Raw genomic sequence first — 18,642 nt, 5'->3', positions numbered from 1 at the left:
TTGAGCCCGTTCAAATATGCGCCATACGTTAAACCATCACTCCTTCAATTTCGGATCCAATGCGTCGCGCAATCCGTCGCCCAACAGGTTGAAGGCCAGCACGGTGATGAATATCGCCAGGCTGGGGAAGATCGCCACGTGCGGCGCGATCACCATATCGGCGCGCGCCTCGTTGAGCATCGCCCCCCACTCCGGCGTCGGCGGCTGGGCGCCCAGGCCCAGAAACGACAGGCTGGCGGCGGTGATGATCGAGGTGCCGATGCGCAGGGTGAAATAGACCACGATCGAAGACAGGGTGCCCGGCAGAATGTGCCGCAGGATGATGGTCCAGTCCGAGGCGCCGATGCTGCGCGCCGATTCGATATAGGTCAGGTGCTTCAGCACCAGCGTATTGCCGCGCACCAGGCGGGCGAAGGCCGGAATGCTGAAGATCGCCACCGCGACGATCACGTTGGCCATGCCGCTGCCCATGATCGCCACCACGCCGATCGCCAGCAGAATGCCGGGAAACGCGAACAGCACGTCGCAGACGCGCATGGTGAGGCGATCCCACCAGCCCTCATAGTAACCGGCCAGCAGCCCCAGCAGGGTGCCGATCGCCCCGCCCGCCAGCACCGAGAACACCCCGGCCGCCAGCGAAATACGCGTGCCCATCAGGATGCGGCTGAAGATATCGCGCCCGAGGGAGTCGACGCCCAGCCAATGCATCAGCGAAGGCCCCTCATTCAGCCGGTCGTAATCGAAGTAATTTTCCGCATCGAACGGCGCCAGATAAGGCGCCAGCAGCGCCGCCGCAATCAGCAGCAGCACCAACAGGCCGGCGACCAGCGCCGCCCGCTGGCGGCGAAAACGCCGCCAAAATTCGCCCCACGGCGTGCGTACCGCGTTAGGGTCGATAAGCGGCATCGCCTTCAATGCGGCGCTGCGCCGCCAATGCTTAATCATGCCGCGTCCTCATTGGTAACGAATCGCCGGGTTGATCGCCGCGTACAGCATATCCACCAGCAGGTTGATCAGGATGAACTCCAGCGAGAACAACAGCACCTCGGCCTGGATCACCGGGTAATCGCGCATCTCCACCGAGTCCACTAGCAAGCGCCCCAGCCCCGGCCAGTTGAACACCTTCTCCACCACGATCGAACCGCCGAGCAGGAAACCGAACTGCAGCCCCATCATGGTCACCACCGGGATCATCGCGTTGCGCAGGCCGTGCTTCATCACCACCACGCTTTCCCGCACGCCCTTGGCGCGCGCGGTGCGCATGTAGTCCTCCTGCAACACCTCGACGAACGAAGCGCGGGTGAAGCGCGCCATCACCGCCGCCACCGCCGCCCCCAGGGTTACCGAAGGCAGAATGTAGTGCCGCCAGCTGTCGGCGCCCACCGTCGGCAGCCACCCCAGCTCGACCGAGAACACCTGCATCAACAGCATGCCGAGCGCAAAGGCCGGGAACGAGATCCCCGACACCGCCAGGGTCATGCCGAGACGATCCGGCCAACGGTTACGCCACACCGCCGACACTACCCCGATCGCCAAACCGAACGCCACCGCCCACAGCATGCTGGCGACGGTCAGCCAGAAGGTCGGCATAAAACGCGAGGCGATCTCTTCGCTCACCGGGCGTTTGGACACCATAGAGATGCCGAAGTCGCCCCGCAGCGCGTTGACGAAGAAGTGCGCAAACTGCTGCGGCAGCGGCTTATCCAGCCCCAGATCCTTGCGCACCAGCTGCACCACCGCCTCGTCGGCCTCCGGCCCCGCCGCCAGCCGCGCCGGATCGCCCGGCAGCAGGTGGACGAACAGGAACACCAGCACCGCCACAATCAACAGCGTCGGGATCAGGCCCAGCAGTCGTTTCAGAAAATAATTGAGCATCTCATTCCTTCCCCCGCCCGCCGCCGTCTGGCCGCAGGCGGGGATGGGCGCCTTATTTCAGATCGGCGTTATCAAAGTTGAACGAGGTATCCGGCATCACGTAGAAGCCGCTCAGCTGTTTGCTGTTGGCCGACAACAGACGTTCGGTCGCCAGGAAGATCCAGGGCGCGTCGGCCCAGATGCGATCCTGCGCGTCCTGATACAATTTCTGCTTCTCGGCGCGATCGGTGGTCGCCAGCGCGTCGGTCAGATCCTTGTCCACCTGCGGGTTGCTGTAGAACGCAGTGTTGAACTGCTTCGGCGGCGCCGCCTGGGTAGAGAACAGCGGCGACAGCGCCCAGTCCGCTTCCCCGGTCGAGGCCGACCAGCCGGTGTAGAACAGCCGCACGCCGGTGTCTTTCACCCCGACGCTCTCCACCTGCGCCGCGCGCTGCCCGGCATCCATCGCCGTCACCGTCACTTTCACCCCCACCTGCGCCAGTTGCTGTTGGGTGAACTGCAGCACTTTCTGCGCGGTGCTGTGGTTGTGGGACGACCACAGCGTGGTGGTGAAGCCGTTCGGGTAGCCGGCCTCTTTCAGCAGCTCGCGCGCCTTGGCCGGATCGTACGGCCACGGTTTATAGCGGGCGGCGAAGTCGATGGCCGGCGGCACCGGGCCTTCCGCCGGCACCGCGTAACCGGCGAACGCCACCTTGATCAGCGCGTCCTTATTGATGGCGTAGTTCAGCGCCTGGCGCACCTTCGGGTTGTCGAACGGCTTTTGGGTGACGTTCATGCTGATGTAACGCTGCAGAATGGACGGCGCGGCCACCACGTCCAGCTTGGCGTTGCCTTCCAGCACCTTGGCCTGCTCGTAAGGGATCGGGAAGGCGAAGGTCGCCTCGCCAGTCTGCAGCATCGCCGCGCGGGTGTTGTTATCCACCACCGGGCGCCAGGTGATGCTGTCGAGCTTCGGCAGCCCCGGCTGCCAGTAGCCGTCGAACTTCTTCACCTTGACGAAGTCGGTCTGGTTCCAGGTCACGAACTGATACGGCCCGGTGCCCACCGGGTGGAAACCGATCTCTTTGCCGTATTGCTTCAGCGCCGCCGGCGAGATGATCGCCGCCGCCGGGTGCGCCAGATTGTTGACGAACGCCGAGAACGGCGCCTTCAGCACGATCTTCACCGTATTGGCGTCCACCGCTTCGGTTTTGTCGATCATCTTGAACAGGTTGTAGCGCTTGAGGTGGCTGTCCGGGTTGCTGGCGCGATCGAGGTTGGCCTTCACCGCTTCGGCGTTGAACGCGGTGCCGTCGTGGAATTTAATGCCCTGGCGCAGTTTGACGGTATAGGTCAGGCCGTCTTTGCTGACCTCATAGCTTTCCGCCAGCACGTTCACCAGCTTCATGTCCTTGTCGAAGCCGAACAGCCCCTGATAGAAAGACTTGGCCACCGCCTGCGACAGCGTGTCGTTGGCGTCGTAAGGATCGAGGGTGGTGAAGTTGGAAGCCACGGCGATCACCGCGTCCTTCGCTGCCCAGACAGGGCTAGTTCCCGCCGCCAGCAGTACGGCGGCCAACAGCGCATTGCGTTTGAATGTGTGCTTCATGTCGCTTGTCTCTCCTGAGGTCTTTAAAAAGCACCGGCGATCGGGTGGCGGGCGACAAAGTGCCCGGCGCCAACCTGCACCAGCGGTGCGGTAACGGGTTCATCGCCCAGCGCGCGCACTGGGCTGGGGATCTCATCAGCCGGCAGCGGCTGCCGTTTGTGGGCGTGAGCGGGATCGGCCACCGGCACCGCCGCCATCAGCTTGCGGGTATAGGGGTGCTGCGGGTTGTCGAACACCGCCTGCCGCGGGCCGATCTCGACAATTTGCCCGAGGTACATCACCGCTACCCGGTGGCTGATGCGCTCCACCACCGCCATGTCGTGTGAAATAAACAGAAAAGCGATGCCGAACTCGCGCTGCAGATCGAGCAGCAGATTGACGATCTGCGCCTGAATCGATACGTCCAGCGCCGAGACCGCCTCGTCGGCGATCACCACTTTCGGGTTCAGCGCCAGCGCGCGCGCGATGCAGATGCGCTGGCGTTGGCCGCCGGAAAATTCGTGCGGATAGCGGCGCGCATGCTCCGGCTGCAGACCGACGCGTTCCAGTAGCCAGGCCACCCGCCTTTCCGCCTCACGGCCGCGCATCACGTTGTGCACCAACAGCGGCTCCATGATGGAGAAACCGACCGTCAGGCGCGGATCGAGCGAGGCGTAAGGATCTTGAAAGATGAACTGAATATCGCGCCGCAGGTGCTGCAGCGCCGGCCCCTTCAACCGATCGATTCGCCGCCCGGCGAAGGTGATGGTGCCGCTCTGGCTGTCCACCAGCTTCAGCAAAGAGCGCCCGGTGGTGGACTTGCCGCAGCCGGACTCGCCCACCAGCCCCAGCGTCTCGCCGGGGTAAAGATCGAAACTGACGTTTTCTACCGCGTGCACCCGGCGAGTGACCCGATTGAACAACCCGCCGCGCAGATCAAAACGCGTGACCAGATGCTCTACCCGCAGGATCGGCGCAGCGTCTGGCGGCACAGTATCCTGCGGCGCTTCATCGCCCTCGCCATCCGGCAGCGGAAACTTCGCCGGCAGCGGCCGATCGGCCATCGCCCCCAGCTTCGGCACTGCCGCCAGCAGCGCCCGGGTATAGGCATGTTGCGGCGCGGCAAACAGCTCGCGCACCCGATTTTGTTCCACCTGCTCACCGCGGCGCATCACCAGCACCCGATCGGCGATCTCCGCCACCACGCCCATGTCGTGAGTGATGAAGATCACCCCCATCTGCATCTCCTGTTGCAGCACGCGGATCAGCTGCAGGATCTGCGCCTGAATGGTGACGTCGAGGGCGGTGGTGGGCTCATCGGCAATCAACAGCGCCGGCTTGCAGGAGAGCGCCATGGCGATCATCACCCGCTGGCGCATACCGCCGGAAAGCTGATGCGGGTAGCGCCCCAATACCTCTTTAGCCTCCGGAATACGCACCAGATCGAGCATGCGCAGCGCCTCCTGGCGCGCGCTGCGGTGGTCCATGTCCTGATGCAAACGCAGCGATTCGGCGATCTGCTCGCCGACCGGAAATACCGGATTGAGCGAGGTCATCGGCTCCTGGAAGATCATCGCCATGTCGGCGCCGCGAACCGTGCGCAGCGTGTGCTGCGAGGCGCGCGCCAAATCGAGCAGCGCGCCGTCGCGCCGGCGCAGCGTCATAGCGCCGCTGACGATACGCCCGCCGCCCTGCTCCACCAGCCGCATCAGCCCCAGCGAAGTGACCGATTTGCCGGAGCCGGACTCGCCGACGATCGCCAGCGTCTCGCCGCGATCGAGATCGAACGACAGGTTGCGCACCGCGTCTACGGCGCCGTCCGCTTGAGGAAAGCTGATGCTCAGATCGCGCACCGTCAGCACCCGCTGCGGCGGCAATGACAGCCCGTCGCCGGCGGGCCGGAATGAAACGTCGGTCATACACCCTCCCGGTGAACGCTTAGCGATAAATCCCGACGGACGGCGCATCGCCGACATAGCCAAAACCGCGGTACATCCCCTCGCTGTTGAACGGCAGCGCGATATTGCCGTGGCGATCGACGGCGATCATGCCGCCGCTGCCGCCCAGCGCCGGAAGCTTCTCCATCACCACCCGATCGCTGGCCTCTTGCAGGCTGAGCCCGCCGTATTCGATCAGGGCGGAGACGTCATAGGCCGCCACGCCGCGCATGAAGATTTCACCGGTGCCGGTGCTGGAGACCGCCACGGTGGCGTTGTTGGCATAGCAGCCGGCGCCGATAATCGGCGTGTCGCCTACCCGCCCGGCCTGCTTGTTGGTCATGCCGCCGGTGGAGGTGGCGGCGGCGAGATTGCCCAGCGCATCCAGCGCCACCGCGCCGACGGTGCCGAATTTGCGATCGGGATCGAGCGGCTCGCCGGCCTGCGCCGCACCGTCGTGATCGAGCAATACCCGGCCCTGCTCCGCCTGGGCCCGGTGCAGCTGATCGAAACGTTCCTGAGTAAAGAAGAAATCGGGGGTGACCAGTTCCAGGCCGTGGGCCGCGGCAAACTTCTCGGCGCCTTCGGCGGCAAACAGCACGTGTTCGCTGTTTTCCAGCACCGCGCGCGCCGCCAGCACCGGGTTGCGGATGCGGCTGACGCCGGCGACGGCGCCGGCATCGCAGGTGCGGCCGTCCATCACGCAGGCGTCCAGCTCGTGGGTGCCCTGATGGGTGAACACCGATCCTTTACCGGCGTTGAACAGCGGGCACTCTTCGAGCAGCCGCACCGCTTCGGTCACCGCGTCCAGCGCGCTGCCGCCCTGTGCCAATATCGCCTGACCGGCGGCCACGATCTCGGACAGCGCCTGAATATACTGCCGTTCCTTTTCCGCACTCAGCGCCGCCCGGGTAATTGCGCCCGCGCCGCCATGAATGGCAATCACTGGTTTGCTCATTTGCCTGACACCCTGTGTTAATCCCGCCGTAGCACAGCGAATAAGCTGAGCGCGGTATCATTATTATTCAGTCTTTTTTCGATGCTATTTAGCCCGACTGTGGAAGTACAGCATAACGTCCATGCCCCACTTTTAGCGTAGCGCGCTTAGACCGTTTCGCACCTTGAAATAGCTTATTGGAATAAAAACAGCAGGTTATAAAAAGCAGCAAACCGCTGAGAGTGCGGCTAGGATTATTGGTAATTTCGCGAGAGGAAATAGCGGCATGGGGTCATGAAATAAACGTTCACGCTGAATAATCATTATTTCGACGCCCGGCCTGCCGTTTTTTTCCCGGCCGGGCGAAGATACTCCGCGATTAAAAACCGGAACCGGGTTGCTGTAAAAAGGCCTCTTCTTCCGGCGTGCTGATGCGCCCCAATATCGCATTGCGATGCGGGTAACGGCCGAAACGATCGATGATCGCCTTATGACGCAGTTCGAATTCCAGCTGATCGCCGTTATTGAGCTCGGTATACAACACCAGCGCCTGTTGGTGAATCAGCGGCGATTCCGAATGCATGAACGGCAGATAAAGGAAGCCGCGCTGCTCGCGGCTCAGCCGTTCGCACTCGCCGCTGCGGATCGCCTCCTGCGCCAGAATCAACGCCATGCCGTCGCAGGCGAACGACTGCGGCGTGCCGCGGAACAGGTTGCGGCTGAACTGATCGAGCACGATCACCTCCGCCAGCCGCCCTTCGATGGTGTCGCGCCAGTGAGCCAGCTCTCCCGCCGCCGCCGCCCGCCAGATTTCGCCGAAGCGGCTGTGCAGCAGACGATCGAAATCATCGTCCTTTTTGAACCACATCACCGGTTCGATCTCGTCGAACCAGAACTCGATAACCTGTTTATGCATCATGATCCTCCTCTGTTTTACGCAGTTTATACCCGATCGCCCCAGCGCCGCAGTGCGAAAGATGGCGGGCATAACCCGTTCTCCCCCCCGGCGTTCTCTGCCATAATACCCGCACTTTGTCGCTATCATTGCGCACCCTGATTACGGAGTTCCCCTTATGGATCATTGCCATACTTCCGATCTCATCTCCCTGGAGCAAGCGCTGGAAAAAATGCTCGGGCAGATCGCCCCGCTGCAACAGACCGAATCCGTCGCCCTGACCGCCGCCGCCGGCCGCATCACCGCCGCGCCGGTGGTCTCGCCCCTCGACGTGCCGCCGTTCGCCAACTCGGCGATGGACGGCTATGCGGTGCGCCTCGCCGATCTGGCGGCCAATGCGCCGCTGCCGGTCGCCGGGAAAGCCTTCGCCGGCGCGCCGTTCGACGGTGAATGGCCGGCCAACAGCTGCGTGCGCATCATGACCGGCGCGCCGATCCCGGCCGGGGCGGACGCGGTGATCATGCAAGAGCAGGCCGAAGTGAGCGACCAGGGCGTGCGTTTTACCGCCCCGGTAGAAGCCGGCCAGAATATCCGTTTGGCGGGTGAAGACATTCGCCAAGGCGCCAGCGTGTTGCCGGCCGGCGTGAAGCTGGGCGCCGCGCAGCTGCCGCTGCTGGCCTCGCTCGGGGTCGCCGAAGTGCAGGTGATGCGTAAGCTGAAGGTGGCGGTGTTCTCCACCGGCGACGAACTGCAGCCGGTCGGCCAGCCGCTGCAGGCGGGCCAGATCTATGACACCAACCGCTTCGCGGTGCGCCTGATGCTGGAGCAGCTGGGCTGCGACGTGCTCGATCTCGGCATTATCCGCGACGATCGCGATGCGCTGCGCGCCGCCTTCGAACAAGCGGACAGCCAGGCCGACGTAGTGATCAGCAGCGGCGGCGTCTCGGTCGGCGAAGCCGACTACACCAAACAGATGCTCGACGAGCTGGGCCAGGTCAGCTTCTGGAAGCTGGCGATCAAACCCGGCAAACCGTTCGCCTTCGGCAAACTGGGCCACGCCTGGTTCTGCGGCCTGCCGGGCAACCCGGTTTCCGCCGCCCTGACCTTCTACCAACTGGTGCAACCGCTGCTGGCGAAGCTGGCCGGCCACAGCGACTGGCGCCTGCCGCCGCGCTTGCGCGCGCGGGCGCTGACGCCGCTGAAGAAATCGCCGGGCCGCCTCGATTTTCAGCGCGGCGTGTTCAGCAGCAACGCCGCGGGCGAACTGGAGGTGAGCACCACCGGCCACCAGGGCTCGCACGTCTTCAGCTCCTACAGCCAGGGCAACTGTTTCATCGTGCTGGAGCGCGAACGCGGTTCGGTGGCGGCGGGTGAAACGGTGGAGATTGAGCCTTTCAACGCCCTGCTGAGGAGCTGAACATGTTGCCGGAATTGACCGACGCCGAAGCGCTGCGCTACAACCGCCAGATCGTGCTGCGCGGCTTTGACTTCGACGGCCAGGAGAAGCTGAAGGCCGCCCGCGTGCTGATCGCCGGGCTGGGCGGGCTGGGCTGCGCCGCCGCGCCTTATCTGGCGGCAGCCGGGGTCGGCCATCTGGTGCTGGTGGATTTCGACACCGTCTCGCTCTCCAATCTGCAGCGCCAGATCCTGCACCGCGACGATCGCATCGGCCAGAGCAAAGTCGCCTCCGCCAGGCAGGAACTGAGCGCCATCAATCCGCATATCCGCATCGACGCCATCGACGGTCGTCTGGAAGACGATGCGGTTGCAGCAGAGATCGCCGCCTGCGATCTGGTGCTGGACTGCACCGATAATGTGGCGGCGCGCGACGCGCTGAACCGCCTGTGCCACGCGCAGCAGAGGCCGCTGGTTTCCGGCGCGGCGATCCGCATGGAGGGCCAGCTCAGCGTGTTCACCTATCAGCCGGGCGAGCCCTGCTACCGCTGCCTGAGCCGGTTGTTCGGCGACAGCGCCCTCACCTGCGTCGAAGCGGGCGTGATGGCGCCGCTGGTCGGCACTATCGGCACCCTGCAGGCGATGGAAGCCATCAAGCTGTTGGCCGACTATGGTCAACCGCTGCGCGGCAAGCTGTTGATGTTCGATGCAATGAGCATGCAGTTCCGCGAGATGAAACTGCCGAAGGATCCGCACTGCGAGGTGTGCGGCGGGGCATGACGGATAAAAAAAGGGCGGGATAATTCCCGCCCTGATGCGTTACCGCAAGGGTTACACGATGCCCTGGCTGCGCAGATAGTCTTCGTAGTTGCCGGTAAAGTCGATCACCTTGTTCGGGGTGATTTCCAGAATCCGGGTCGCCAGCGAGCTGACGAACTCACGGTCGTGGGAGACGAAGATCAGCGTGCCTTCGTACATCTCCAGCGCCATGTTCAGCGATTCGATGGATTCCATATCCAGGTGGTTGGTCGGTTCGTCCATCACCAGAATATTCGGGCGCTGCATCATCAGCTTGCCGAACAGCATGCGGCCTTTTTCACCACCGGACAGCACCTTCACTTTCTTCTTGATGTCGTCCTGGCTGAACAGCAAACGGCCCAGCACGCTGCGCACCGCCTGCTCGTCGTCTTTTTCCTGCTTCCACTGGCTCATCCAGTCGAACACGGTCAGGGTGTCGTCGAACTCGTATTCGTGATCCTGCGCGTAGTAACCGATACGGGCGTTTTCCGACCACTTGACGGTGCCGCTGTCCGGCTGTGCGTCGCCCACCAGCGTTTTCAGCAGGGTGGTTTTACCGATGCCGTTGGCGCCCAGCACCGCGACCTTCTCGCCCACTTCCACCATCAGGTTCAGCTTGCTGAACAGCGGGCCGTCATCGAAGCCCTTGGTGAGCGCTTCCACTTCCAGCGCGTTACGGAACAGCTTCTTGTCCTGCTCGAAGCGGATGAACGGGTTCTGGCGGCTGGAAGCTTTCACCTCTTCCAGCTGGATCTTGTCGATCTGGCGAGCGCGCGAGGTGGCCTGCTTGGATTTGGAGGCGTTGGCGCTGAAGCGGCTGACGAACGATTGCAGCTCATTGATCTGCGCCTTCTTCTTGGCGTTGTCCGCCAGCAGACGCTCGCGCGCCTGGGTGGCGGCGGTCATGTATTCGTCGTAGTTGCCCGGGTAAACGCGCAGTTCGCCGTAGTCCAGATCCGCCATGTGGGTGCAGACCATGTTCAGGAAGTGACGGTCGTGCGAGATGATGATCATGGTGCTGTTGCGCTCGTTGAGCACGTTTTCCAGCCAGCGAATGGTGTCGATGTCCAGGTTGTTGGTCGGTTCGTCGAGCAGCAGGATTTCCGGATCGGAGAACAGCGCCTGCGCCAGCAACACGCGCAGCTTCCAGCCCGGCGCGATTTCGCTCATCGGGCCATAGTGCTGCTCAACCGGAATACCCACGCCGAGCAACAGTTCGCCGGCGCGCGCTTCGGCGCTGTAGCCGTCCATTTCGCCGTAGGCCACTTCCAGATCGGCCACTTTATAGCCGTCTTCTTCGCTCATCTCCGCCAATGCGTAGATGCGGTCGCGCTCTTCCTTCACCGCCCACAGTTCGGTGTGGCCCATGATCACGGTATCCAGCACGCTGTACTGCTCAAAGGCGAACTGATCCTGACGCAGTTTACCCAGGCGCTCGTTCGGATCGAGGAACACGTTGCCGCCGCTCGGTGCCAGATCGCCGCCGAGGATTTTCATAAAGGTGGACTTGCCGCAGCCGTTGGCGCCGATCAGGCCGTAACGGTTGCCGCCGCCGAATTTGACAGAGATGTTTTCAAACAACGGCTTACTGCCGAACTGCATGGTGATGTTGTTAGTGCTTAACACAGCGCTCGCTCTTTATACATAGGGAATGTGATTTGGCGCGCATTATGCCACAACGGGGTGCAGAGATCGCGGGAAGTTTCGGTGACATTTTGAGCGGCGAGTTCACACCGTTTGCCGGTGGGCATTGGCTTGCGTACAAGAAGTCTGCTAGATTCGCGCTTCATATTGAAAAGGATTTCTATGAAAAGCGCAAAGCAGATAGCCAACGACATGGCGGATGCCATAAACATTGACAGCAATTTAGTGCGCGGGTTTGCACAAGGTTTTATCAGCGTACCGGTCGATTTCTACTACCTGGGCTACGACTATATTGATACTGAAAACAGATGGTTAAACTCGCAAGATAAAGAGCGATTTATCAGACTCATCAAGTCAGGCCTAGCCAATAAAGCGAGCATCGAAAAAGTGGCTCATATCTTCATCGAAAACTTCGCCAGTAAGGTCAAGTTTGAAGATGTTAAGGACATGACCATAAGAACATCAGGCAAACTCATCGGCAAATTCGCATTTAATCAGTTAGCCACCGCAAACATGGGATATATATTCTCTAAACAAATCATTCCACGACTTGTCTCGGGTGTTGCCGTTGGCTCAATTCTCACCGCAGGGGCAAGCATATCGCGCTCTGTCTATACATCACGCGACTTGAGGGCAAGAAACTCGCGGATGTATGATCAACTCAGACGCCTGGGAAACCTCGATCTGCTGTACTTTCTGTTAGAAAACAAAGTCCGACCATTCGAGGATGCCGTCTCGGTTTGGGAAAGAGATCGAAAGAAATTCAACCAAATTTGTCAGTACTTTTTTGCAAAGGTTAACGTATGAAGAACTTTATGCTGGCGGCTTTATCCAGAATTATTCAGGGCATTGGATGCGGCGTTGTGGCCCTCTCGCTGTTAGCCATTGCCTGGTTCATGTTTTACTCCGACGACCATTTGAAGTATCTGTGGGTTGCGATATCAATAGTGGGAGTTTTCTTAGGGTATGTCATTTTTAGATTTGCAGTTAAAAAAGTGTACGATGAAAGCCCTGAGTGAACGGTGTAATTTAAATTAAATAAGGACAGTTATCATATTGCTTTTAACGCTGATTACTGCCCCTCTAGCCGATGAGCTGTAATTAATTCAGCTACATTCTGCACGCAAACTACTATTTCTTTCGACGTATGTACCCCTGATAATCGGATGAGTCAAAGCTACCAAAGTCGCGGAAACCATTGAAATCTATCTGTGTACCATTGTTATAAAAAGGGGGGGGGCTAATGGGTTGCTTCTTGTTGCACTCATATTGGTTGTAATACTCGCCAAGGGACTTGCGGATAGCATGCCAAAATTTATGCAGAAAATACTAATTAAATAGGAAAGCGCATTTACTAAAAACAATCAAACAAATTGATATGGTTATTAATAATAAAAATTGTAACTAATGGCATGACCAGTGTTCTGATAAACAACAGACATGATGCTTGTTAGATGAAAAATTAAATTTAAATCAAATTTGGTCTACGTGTTAGAGAGTTACGCAATGAGCATGTCTGGTCACAGGAAGAGTTCGTTGATAAGTGTGAACCAGATCGCAATTATATAAGTGGGATTGAGCATCGGGTTAGGAATCTTACCTTAGAAGTGATAAATTTACTTTCTATCATTTTGTCCATAACAATAAAAGATTTTTTGATTCATTTTAAAATCACACTAGTGGAAAATGAAATTAATTTGAGGAATATTTTATGAAACAGCAATCTCTTTCCATTACACCTATAGCAATAAAAGAAGTAGATAATATTAGCATGGGCATTCTCCCAAATGGAGAAACATTCTTATCTCTTCAAGGGCTAGCTAGATTTTGTGGTATGGCTCCGAGCTCAATAATTCAATTAGCACAAGACTGGGAAAAAGGAGAAGCTCAAGGGCGCCAAAGAGGAAGGCAATTAGAAGAGCTAATAAAAGAATGGACGGAAACTGAACAAGCCCCAGATAGTTTATATGTACAATTGAGTAGTAATAACTCCATAACAGGGACTATTCACGCTGTTCCAGAACAAATCGTTATGGCCATAACCGACTATTATGCTCACTTTGCACAAGTAAAAAAAGATGAAGCCATAATAAATTATCGAAAAGCAGCCAAATTTGGCTTACGCAAATATATATATGAGCGCCTAAGTTATAAAGAAACAGACGCCATATCAAAGAGCTGGTCATTATTTCAAGAGCGAATCTTATTAAATGAGACTCCACGTGGGTATTTCACGATGTTTGATGAGGCAACAGCGATAATAGCCTCACTAATAAGAAACAACATTATTGTAGATGATTCAATTATGCCAGATGGTAGTTTAGGAAGCCATTGGGGGCGTTATTGGAGAGCAAATTCCCTCTCAGAAAAATATGGGGAACAAATAAAAATAAGACATAACTTTCCTGAATCTTATAGGCAGTTAGACCCGGAAATAAATGCATACCCTCACAGTGCACTTTCAGAATTTAGAGGATGGTTTGAAGACGTGTATTTACCTGAAAAATATCCTGAGTATGTGAGAAGAAAAGTCAAGGATGGAAAAATAATGCTTGAGTCTATCCCAGTCTTACTATCAGCAGTAATGCCTCCCGAGGTTTCTGAAAAAAGATTACGTTAGAAGTCAAATGTCAGAGCTCATTATCGTTATATATGGGCTCTGACAATTCCATACGGACAATATATGAGATTAATCAACCCATACCTCTCAGAAGGATAATAAAAAGATCGTTTTAACACATTTAGCTTTGTTAACTTAGCAACTAAACTAGTAGTCATACCCACTGATTAAAAATAGATTTTGGCTCATTGTATGAATAATTAGCCTCTGAAAAGGTCGGTGTTATAGAAGTCCGGTTGAACCTATCAAGCATCCTTTATATCTTTATCATGGTGACTAATGACTATTGTAACTGAACCTAGAACATCAAACGCTTGATGGTGTCCATAGAAACCTTTTTCCTCTGAATAAAATATATGACTGATATCTGAAAATGAGTTAATATCTACTGGATTATTTGCGTTTGGATTATGAAACATTATCAATCCCTCAGACCAAGACTCTTCATAATCTGGATCGTCAACATCTTTTGAGAATGGTATAGGATAAATGGCGTCTGGATCCGGATTATACAAATACCCATTCCTTATCATCTTAACACCATTGCTCCCCAGCCCTGCCAGTTTACCCATTCTATTAAATTTTGGTATTGTCGCTTGATTACTAAACAATACAGCACTTATATTTTCAGCATGTTCCTGGTAAAAAAAACCTGAAGGGATTTCTTTGCCATCCCATACATGTTTTTCAACTTTCTCTAACGTAGCTTTTCCACCAACAATACGATTTCTTATTCCGTATAAATAATCAGAAAGCGCAGTTCTAGACCAAGTCATTGCATTATCATTGTGATAATCATGAATCGCCAATATAAGAGGGTTACCAGAGACATGCTCTTTCTCCCAATATTTCTTACATAACTTACTATACAAAGGGCTTCCAAATTTTATCGGCATGAAATTGTCAAGACGCTCTTGAATTTCTTCATGACTTTGAGGCGCCGGTAAATCTGGTCGCTGTGAGTTAGTTGATGGGTTAGCCGTCACGGCTTCAATGAAATACTTCTTACCAAAATCATTAACTTCGAAATCAGGTGCAGCATGATTATTTTCAATGGCAAGCCCTGCATTATGAATATACATATGCAAATAAAGCTCCCAAAGTTTCGCCTGGAAGTTTACCGATTGAAATTCTCGCTCATAGTGACCATCATTATCAATAAATGAATTGACAATTTCAGAAATAATATTTCTTGCAGCTTCAAACCTAATTTCATTTTTTAATATCTTATAGCCTCTATGCTGCTCACTTTCTGGTATAACATCTGTGAATAAATTAAACCCAACATCTACCTCATCATTTTGCGGATACACATCCTTGATGTTACCCTTATAACTTTCGGAAATTTTTAATGCTAGAGCTTTTCTTGCCTCTATTGCTGTCCGATAAAACCCAGAACAAATATCAATGCAACGGAATAGCTTCCTTGCATCCCTACCCAGTATGATAAAACCATAATCCTCATCAGTTACATCCATTATCACAACACCAAGCAACTTATTATCAAATAATGAGTACCATTCAACTTCATGAGCAGTAAATCTGACTAGTGGCATTCGACAATAGCAGTAAGCATCAAATTGACGTCTTGTCAGACGTTTTCCGTAAGTAAAAATATCTTTCTTTTTGTTATATTTTTCAATTACCCCCTCTCGCATCTCCCTGGCCCTTTTGCTTCTAGCCTTGAGTTTTTGCTTTCTTTTTTCTTTTTTTGATTTCATTTTCACCAATCACTCCATTGTTAATTTACATTATTATGTTTCTAAATTATGGATTTTTTGTTTCATGAAGTATAACTCATCAATCAAGTAATTGACCAATCAAACATCTTAAAGAATATACTTAATGATACATGATTGTGTCATTGGTTTGTTTTTGTATTGATATGGTTTTTTACATACGAAACAACACTGTGATGTAATTAGTGCTTAACACAGCGCTCGCTCTTTATACATAGGGAATGTGATTTGGCGCGCATTATGCCACAACGGGGTGCAGAGATCGCGGGAAGTTTCGGTGACATTTTGAGCGCCTGCGGCATCCGATCCTTTTCGCAGGCGGCATAGCTGAATTAACGCGGCGGGAACTTCGCGGCAATCATCGCCGCCGTCGGCTGTACGCCGCCCAGGCTCCATTGTTCGGGCGCATGTTCATCGATTCGGACCCAAACCGACTGCCTGAACGCCGGATCGCCTCGCCCTTCTATCTCTACCAGCAGTTCGGTAATGCGGGACAGCAATTCGCTTTTTTGCCGTTCATCCAGCATGCCTTTCACCGTTTGCACATTAACAAATGGCATTATACTCTCCTTGAATATAGTTAAGTCTAAAAACAAGACTTAGATTAGCGAAGGAAAATGCCCATGTCAAAATCTCCCGATCTCCCTACCGTTTCTCTTGCCCTGTGCGGGCTGGCGCAGGCCGCGGATCTGCTTGGCGATCGCTGGACGTTGCTGATCCTGCGCGAGTCATTCTACGGCGTCCGCCGTTTTGAAGAGCTGCGCGAGAATATCGGCGCTTCACGCCAGGCGTTGAGCAACCGTCTGAATGCCATGGTAGAACAAGAACTGTTGGCCAAACGCGCTTACCGGGAGCCGGGCGAGCGCGAACGACATGAATATGTCTTGACGGACAAGGGGCGCAGCCTGGGGCCCATCCTGGTTGCGCTGATGGCGTGGGGCCACCGGCATATTCTGCATGACACCCCCCACGTTCAACTGGTGGATAAACGCAGCGGGCTGCCGGTGCAGCTGGCATTTATCGATGCGCAGGCGCACGTAGTGCCTGAAGACGCGCTGCAAATGTCGGCCGTTGAGCTCCCCCCAGCCTGACTTACCCATTCTGGTCTACGCTTGATACCAGACTGATTTAGGACAAGGATGCTGAACCATGCCACACCTCTATAACACCGCGCTGCTGATCGGCGCCGCGCTGAGCGCCATCGCCGCGCTGCTGCATATCTGGGTGATCGCCGCCGGGCCGCGCGGCTACCGGCTATGCGGCGCCGGCGATCGCTTCATTAAGGCGGCGGAAGCGGGTAAAAAGTTCCCGGCCGTCGTCACCGCCGGTATCGCGCTGGTGCTGTTTATTTGGTCGCTGTATGCGCTTTCCGGCGCGGGCCTGATCGCGCCGCTGCCGCTGCTGCGGCCCGCGCTGTTTATCATTACCTTCATCTACCTGCTGCGCGGCGTCGCCGGCCCCTTCGCCCTGCGCGATACCGGCCGCAGCCAGCGCTTTATCGTCGTCAGCTCGCTGATTTGCCTCGGCTTCGGGCTGGTGCATCTGCTGGGGATGACGCAGCGCTGGGGGGCGTTGGCGTAACGCCCTGTTCCTGCAAGACGGCAATAAACGCCTGCGCGGCGGCGCTGCGGTAAGCGCCTTTGCGCTGCAGCCACACCGCCTGCCGCACCGGCATGGCGTTGGCCAATGCCACTTTTTTCAACTGCCGATTCTCGCGCGCAATGGCGGCCGGCAGCAGCGTGGCGAGCAGCCCGCGCCGCACGATCTCGACGATGGCGCCCAGCGCGTTGGCCTCCACCGCCACCTGCGGCCGAAATCCCAGCTGCGTGCAGTAGCGATCGATAAACTGCCGCGTGGCGAAGTCGCCGCTCAGCAAGGCCAGCGGCAGATGTTGCCACTCCGCCAGCGTCAGCGGCCGACGCCGCGCCGCCAGGGGATGTTCGGCGCCGACCATCAGCTCCAGCGTCTCGCTGAACAACGGCATCGCTTCCACGTCCGCCGACTGCGCCATCTCAAAGGCGATCCCCAGATCCAGCCGATCCTGCGCCAACAGCGCCTCGATCCGCTCTTGCGCCATCTCCTCAATGCTCAGCGTAATCCCCGGGTAACGGCGATAGAACGCATCGATCGTCGGCCCCACCAGATAGGCAGTGAACGTCGGGGTCATCGCCAGCCGCAAATGGCCGCGTGCCAGCGTCGCCACGTCATGGATCGCCCGCGCGCCGGCGTCCAGATCCTGCAGCGCCAGCCGCGCATAGCGCATCCAGGCCTCACCGGCGTCGGTCAGCTGCACCCTTCTGCCGCTGCGATCGAACAGCGGCGCTCCCAGCGCATCCTCCAACTGTTTGATCTGTTGGGAGAGCGTCGGTTGCGAGACGTGCAGCGCTTCGGCGGCGCGGGTGAAATTGCCCTGTTCGGCAACGGCCAGAAAATATCGGATATGTCGCAGCAGCATAGCGCCCCAGCTATTAGTAAAACCTATAGCCAGCATTATAAATGGGTCTTAGACCCTATAGCCAGAAGCGTTCATCATGCCGTCATCGCTTACCCCCCAGGGAGAAAGACAATGAAAGAGGTGATTGAAGGCTTCCTGAAGTTTCAGCGCGAAGCCTTTGTTGAACGCACGGCGCTGTTTCAGCGGCTGGCAACCCGCCAAAATCCGCGCACGCTGTTTATTTCGTGTTCCGACAGCCGCCTGGTGCCGGAGCTGGTCACCCAGCGCGAGCCGGGCGATCTGTTCGTTATCCGCAACGCCGGTAACATCGTGCCGTCTTTCGGCCCCGAACCCGGCGGGGTGACCGCCTCGGTCGAGTACGCCGTCGCCGCGCTGGGCGTGGAAGATATCGTGATCTGCGGCCATTCCGACTGCGGCGCGATGACCGCCATCGCCACCTGCCAGTGTCTGGATCACCTGCCGACTGTCGCCGGCTGGCTGCGTTACGCCGATTCCGCCAAGGCGGTCAATCAGGCTTATCCGCACGCCTGCGACGAAGCGCGGGTCGCGTCGATGGTGCGCGAGAACGTCATCGCCCAGCTCAACAACATCAAAACGCATCCTTCCGTCGCGCTGGCGCTGGATCAGGGCCGCCTGGCGTTGCACGGCTGGGTCTATGACATCGCCAGCGGCGCTATCGAGGCGCTGGACGGTGAAACCCGCCGCTTCGTGCCGCTCGCCATCCATCCCGAGGTGACCGCCACGCCGGCGATCGCCCGTTTTTAAGCCCACAAAAGGAGC

18 protein-coding genes are annotated in these 18,642 nt (G+C 56.8%); 8 read left to right on the top strand and 10 right to left on the bottom strand.

Annotated elements, in window-relative coordinates; translation table 11 throughout:
• Nucleotides 1–36: 36 nt before the first annotated feature.
• The 6 genes from gsiD to EDY99_RS04555 form a co-directional block, all read right to left on the bottom strand.
• Nucleotides 37–945, bottom strand: a complete 909-nt coding sequence (gene gsiD / locus EDY99_RS04580) for a glutathione ABC transporter permease GsiD (RefSeq protein ID WP_172428001.1) — start codon at nucleotides 943–945, stop codon at nucleotides 37–39.
• 9 nt (nucleotides 946–954) lie between these two features.
• Nucleotides 955–1,875, bottom strand: coding sequence for a glutathione ABC transporter permease GsiC (gsiC, locus tag EDY99_RS04575; protein ID WP_019454429.1), 921 nt, complete (start codon nucleotides 1,873–1,875; stop codon nucleotides 955–957).
• A 52-nt stretch (nucleotides 1,876–1,927) separates the two neighbouring features.
• On the bottom strand, nucleotides 1,928–3,463 hold the full coding sequence (gene gsiB, locus EDY99_RS04570) for a glutathione ABC transporter substrate-binding protein GsiB (protein WP_123061508.1): 1,536 nt from the start codon (nucleotides 3,461–3,463) through the stop codon (nucleotides 1,928–1,930).
• A 23-nt stretch (nucleotides 3,464–3,486) separates the two neighbouring features.
• Nucleotides 3,487–5,361 (bottom strand): dipeptide ABC transporter ATP-binding protein, encoded by a 1,875-nt coding sequence (locus EDY99_RS04565; RefSeq protein WP_096242079.1) that lies wholly within the window; start codon nucleotides 5,359–5,361, stop codon nucleotides 3,487–3,489.
• 19 nt (nucleotides 5,362–5,380) lie between these two features.
• Nucleotides 5,381–6,337, bottom strand: coding sequence for an isoaspartyl peptidase/L-asparaginase family protein (locus tag EDY99_RS04560; protein WP_123061507.1), 957 nt, complete (start codon nucleotides 6,335–6,337; stop codon nucleotides 5,381–5,383).
• Nucleotides 6,338–6,695: 358 nt separating this feature from the next.
• Complete coding sequence (locus EDY99_RS04555; RefSeq protein ID WP_033650589.1) at nucleotides 6,696–7,232, bottom strand: DUF924 family protein; 537 nt, start codon at nucleotides 7,230–7,232, stop codon at nucleotides 6,696–6,698.
• Nucleotides 7,233–7,389: 157 nt separating this feature from the next.
• Between EDY99_RS04555 and moeA the strand changes: the two genes are divergently transcribed.
• Together moeA and moeB are read left to right on the top strand one after the other, a co-directional pair.
• A complete protein-coding gene (gene moeA / locus EDY99_RS04550; RefSeq protein ID WP_089194461.1) occupies nucleotides 7,390–8,628 on the top strand; it encodes a molybdopterin molybdotransferase MoeA in 1,239 nt (412 codons plus the stop codon).
• A gap of 2 nt (nucleotides 8,629–8,630) precedes the next feature.
• Nucleotides 8,631–9,386, top strand: a complete 756-nt coding sequence (gene moeB / locus EDY99_RS04545) for a molybdopterin-synthase adenylyltransferase MoeB (RefSeq protein WP_033650587.1) — start codon at nucleotides 8,631–8,633, stop codon at nucleotides 9,384–9,386.
• Between the two features lie 51 nt (nucleotides 9,387–9,437).
• Here the strand turns inward: moeB and EDY99_RS04540 are convergent, their stop codons facing one another.
• Nucleotides 9,438–11,030, bottom strand: a complete 1,593-nt coding sequence (locus EDY99_RS04540) for an ABC-F family ATPase (protein WP_089194460.1) — start codon at nucleotides 11,028–11,030, stop codon at nucleotides 9,438–9,440.
• A 180-nt stretch (nucleotides 11,031–11,210) separates the two neighbouring features.
• On the opposite strand from EDY99_RS04540, the gene EDY99_RS04535 reads away from it, so the two are divergent.
• The 3 genes from EDY99_RS04535 (at nucleotide 11,211) to EDY99_RS24485 (ending at nucleotide 13,668) form a co-directional block, all read left to right on the top strand.
• Complete coding sequence (locus EDY99_RS04535) at nucleotides 11,211–11,855, top strand: hypothetical protein (protein WP_047728163.1); 645 nt, start codon at nucleotides 11,211–11,213, stop codon at nucleotides 11,853–11,855.
• The gene (locus EDY99_RS04530; RefSeq protein WP_060659743.1) at nucleotides 11,852–12,067 is read left to right on the top strand and encodes a hypothetical protein; all 216 of its coding nucleotides are present in this window, start codon (nucleotides 11,852–11,854) and stop codon (nucleotides 12,065–12,067) included. The genes EDY99_RS04535 and EDY99_RS04530 overlap by 4 nt, the downstream gene beginning before the upstream one ends.
• A 692-nt stretch (nucleotides 12,068–12,759) precedes the next feature.
• Entirely contained in the window at nucleotides 12,760–13,668 is a 909-nt protein-coding gene (locus EDY99_RS24485) for a hypothetical protein (protein WP_139120320.1), read from the top strand.
• A gap of 245 nt (nucleotides 13,669–13,913) precedes the next feature.
• Here EDY99_RS24485 and EDY99_RS04520 read toward each other — a convergent pair whose 3' ends face one another.
• Both EDY99_RS04520 and EDY99_RS04515 read right to left on the bottom strand, forming a co-directional pair.
• Nucleotides 13,914–15,395, bottom strand: a complete 1,482-nt coding sequence (locus EDY99_RS04520; protein ID WP_206358724.1) for a hypothetical protein — start codon at nucleotides 15,393–15,395, stop codon at nucleotides 13,914–13,916.
• Between the two features lie 344 nt (nucleotides 15,396–15,739).
• A complete protein-coding gene (locus tag EDY99_RS04515; protein WP_033650586.1) occupies nucleotides 15,740–15,967 on the bottom strand; it encodes a tautomerase family protein in 228 nt (75 codons plus the stop codon).
• A gap of 63 nt (nucleotides 15,968–16,030) precedes the next feature.
• On the opposite strand from EDY99_RS04515, the gene EDY99_RS04510 reads away from it, so the two are divergent.
• Entirely contained in the window at nucleotides 16,031–16,498 is a 468-nt protein-coding gene (locus EDY99_RS04510; protein WP_060659744.1) for a helix-turn-helix domain-containing protein, read from the top strand.
• Nucleotides 16,499–16,556: 58 nt separating this feature from the next.
• Nucleotides 16,557–16,988, top strand: coding sequence for a hypothetical protein (locus EDY99_RS04505; protein WP_033637706.1), 432 nt, complete (start codon nucleotides 16,557–16,559; stop codon nucleotides 16,986–16,988).
• On the opposite strand, the gene cynR is transcribed toward EDY99_RS04505, so the two are convergent.
• Nucleotides 16,912–17,862, bottom strand: coding sequence for a transcriptional regulator CynR (cynR, locus tag EDY99_RS04500; protein ID WP_123061505.1), 951 nt, complete (start codon nucleotides 17,860–17,862; stop codon nucleotides 16,912–16,914). The genes EDY99_RS04505 and cynR overlap by 77 nt on opposite strands.
• A gap of 111 nt (nucleotides 17,863–17,973) precedes the next feature.
• Here cynR and EDY99_RS04495 point away from each other — a divergent pair, with 111 nt between their 5' ends.
• Nucleotides 17,974–18,627 (top strand): carbonic anhydrase, encoded by a 654-nt coding sequence (locus EDY99_RS04495; RefSeq protein WP_123061504.1) that lies wholly within the window; start codon nucleotides 17,974–17,976, stop codon nucleotides 18,625–18,627.
• Nucleotides 18,628–18,642: the final 15 nt, after the last annotated feature.

The organism is Serratia sp. LS-1, assembly GCF_003719595.1.
Lineage (GTDB): Bacteria > Pseudomonadota > Gammaproteobacteria > Enterobacterales > Enterobacteriaceae > Serratia > Serratia ureilytica.
This window is presented reverse-complemented; position numbering and strand designations above follow the sequence as displayed.

Bases quoted from the DNA above. Each gene is read 5' to 3' on its own strand.
- EDY99_RS04510 (WP_060659744.1), top strand. From the start codon at position 16,031: ATGTCAAAATCTCCCGATCTCCCTACCGTTTCTCTTGCCCTGTGCGGG.
- EDY99_RS04535 (WP_047728163.1), top strand. From the start codon at position 11,211: ATGAAAAGCGCAAAGCAGATAGCCAACGACATGGCGGATGCCATAAAC.
- EDY99_RS04560 (WP_123061507.1), bottom strand. From the start codon at position 6,337: ATGAGCAAACCAGTGATTGCCATTCATGGCGGCGCGGGCGCAATTACC.
- gsiD (WP_172428001.1), bottom strand. From the start codon at position 945: ATGATTAAGCATTGGCGGCGCAGCGCCGCATTGAAGGCGATGCCGCTT.
- EDY99_RS04505 (WP_033637706.1), top strand. From the start codon at position 16,557: ATGCCACACCTCTATAACACCGCGCTGCTGATCGGCGCCGCGCTGAGC.
- moeA (WP_089194461.1), top strand. From the start codon at position 7,390: ATGGATCATTGCCATACTTCCGATCTCATCTCCCTGGAGCAAGCGCTG.
- gsiB (WP_123061508.1), bottom strand. From the start codon at position 3,463: ATGAAGCACACATTCAAACGCAATGCGCTGTTGGCCGCCGTACTGCTG.
- EDY99_RS04515 (WP_033650586.1), bottom strand. From the start codon at position 15,967: ATGCCATTTGTTAATGTGCAAACGGTGAAAGGCATGCTGGATGAACGG.
- EDY99_RS04565 (WP_096242079.1), bottom strand. From the start codon at position 5,361: ATGACCGACGTTTCATTCCGGCCCGCCGGCGACGGGCTGTCATTGCCG.
- EDY99_RS04555 (WP_033650589.1), bottom strand. From the start codon at position 7,232: ATGCATAAACAGGTTATCGAGTTCTGGTTCGACGAGATCGAACCGGTG.
- cynR (WP_123061505.1), bottom strand. From the start codon at position 17,862: ATGCTGCTGCGACATATCCGATATTTTCTGGCCGTTGCCGAACAGGGC.
- EDY99_RS04530 (WP_060659743.1), top strand. From the start codon at position 11,852: ATGAAGAACTTTATGCTGGCGGCTTTATCCAGAATTATTCAGGGCATT.
- moeB (WP_033650587.1), top strand. From the start codon at position 8,631: ATGTTGCCGGAATTGACCGACGCCGAAGCGCTGCGCTACAACCGCCAG.
- gsiC (WP_019454429.1), bottom strand. From the start codon at position 1,875: ATGCTCAATTATTTTCTGAAACGACTGCTGGGCCTGATCCCGACGCTG.
- EDY99_RS04495 (WP_123061504.1), top strand. From the start codon at position 17,974: ATGAAAGAGGTGATTGAAGGCTTCCTGAAGTTTCAGCGCGAAGCCTTT.
- EDY99_RS24485 (WP_139120320.1), top strand. From the start codon at position 12,760: ATGAAACAGCAATCTCTTTCCATTACACCTATAGCAATAAAAGAAGTA.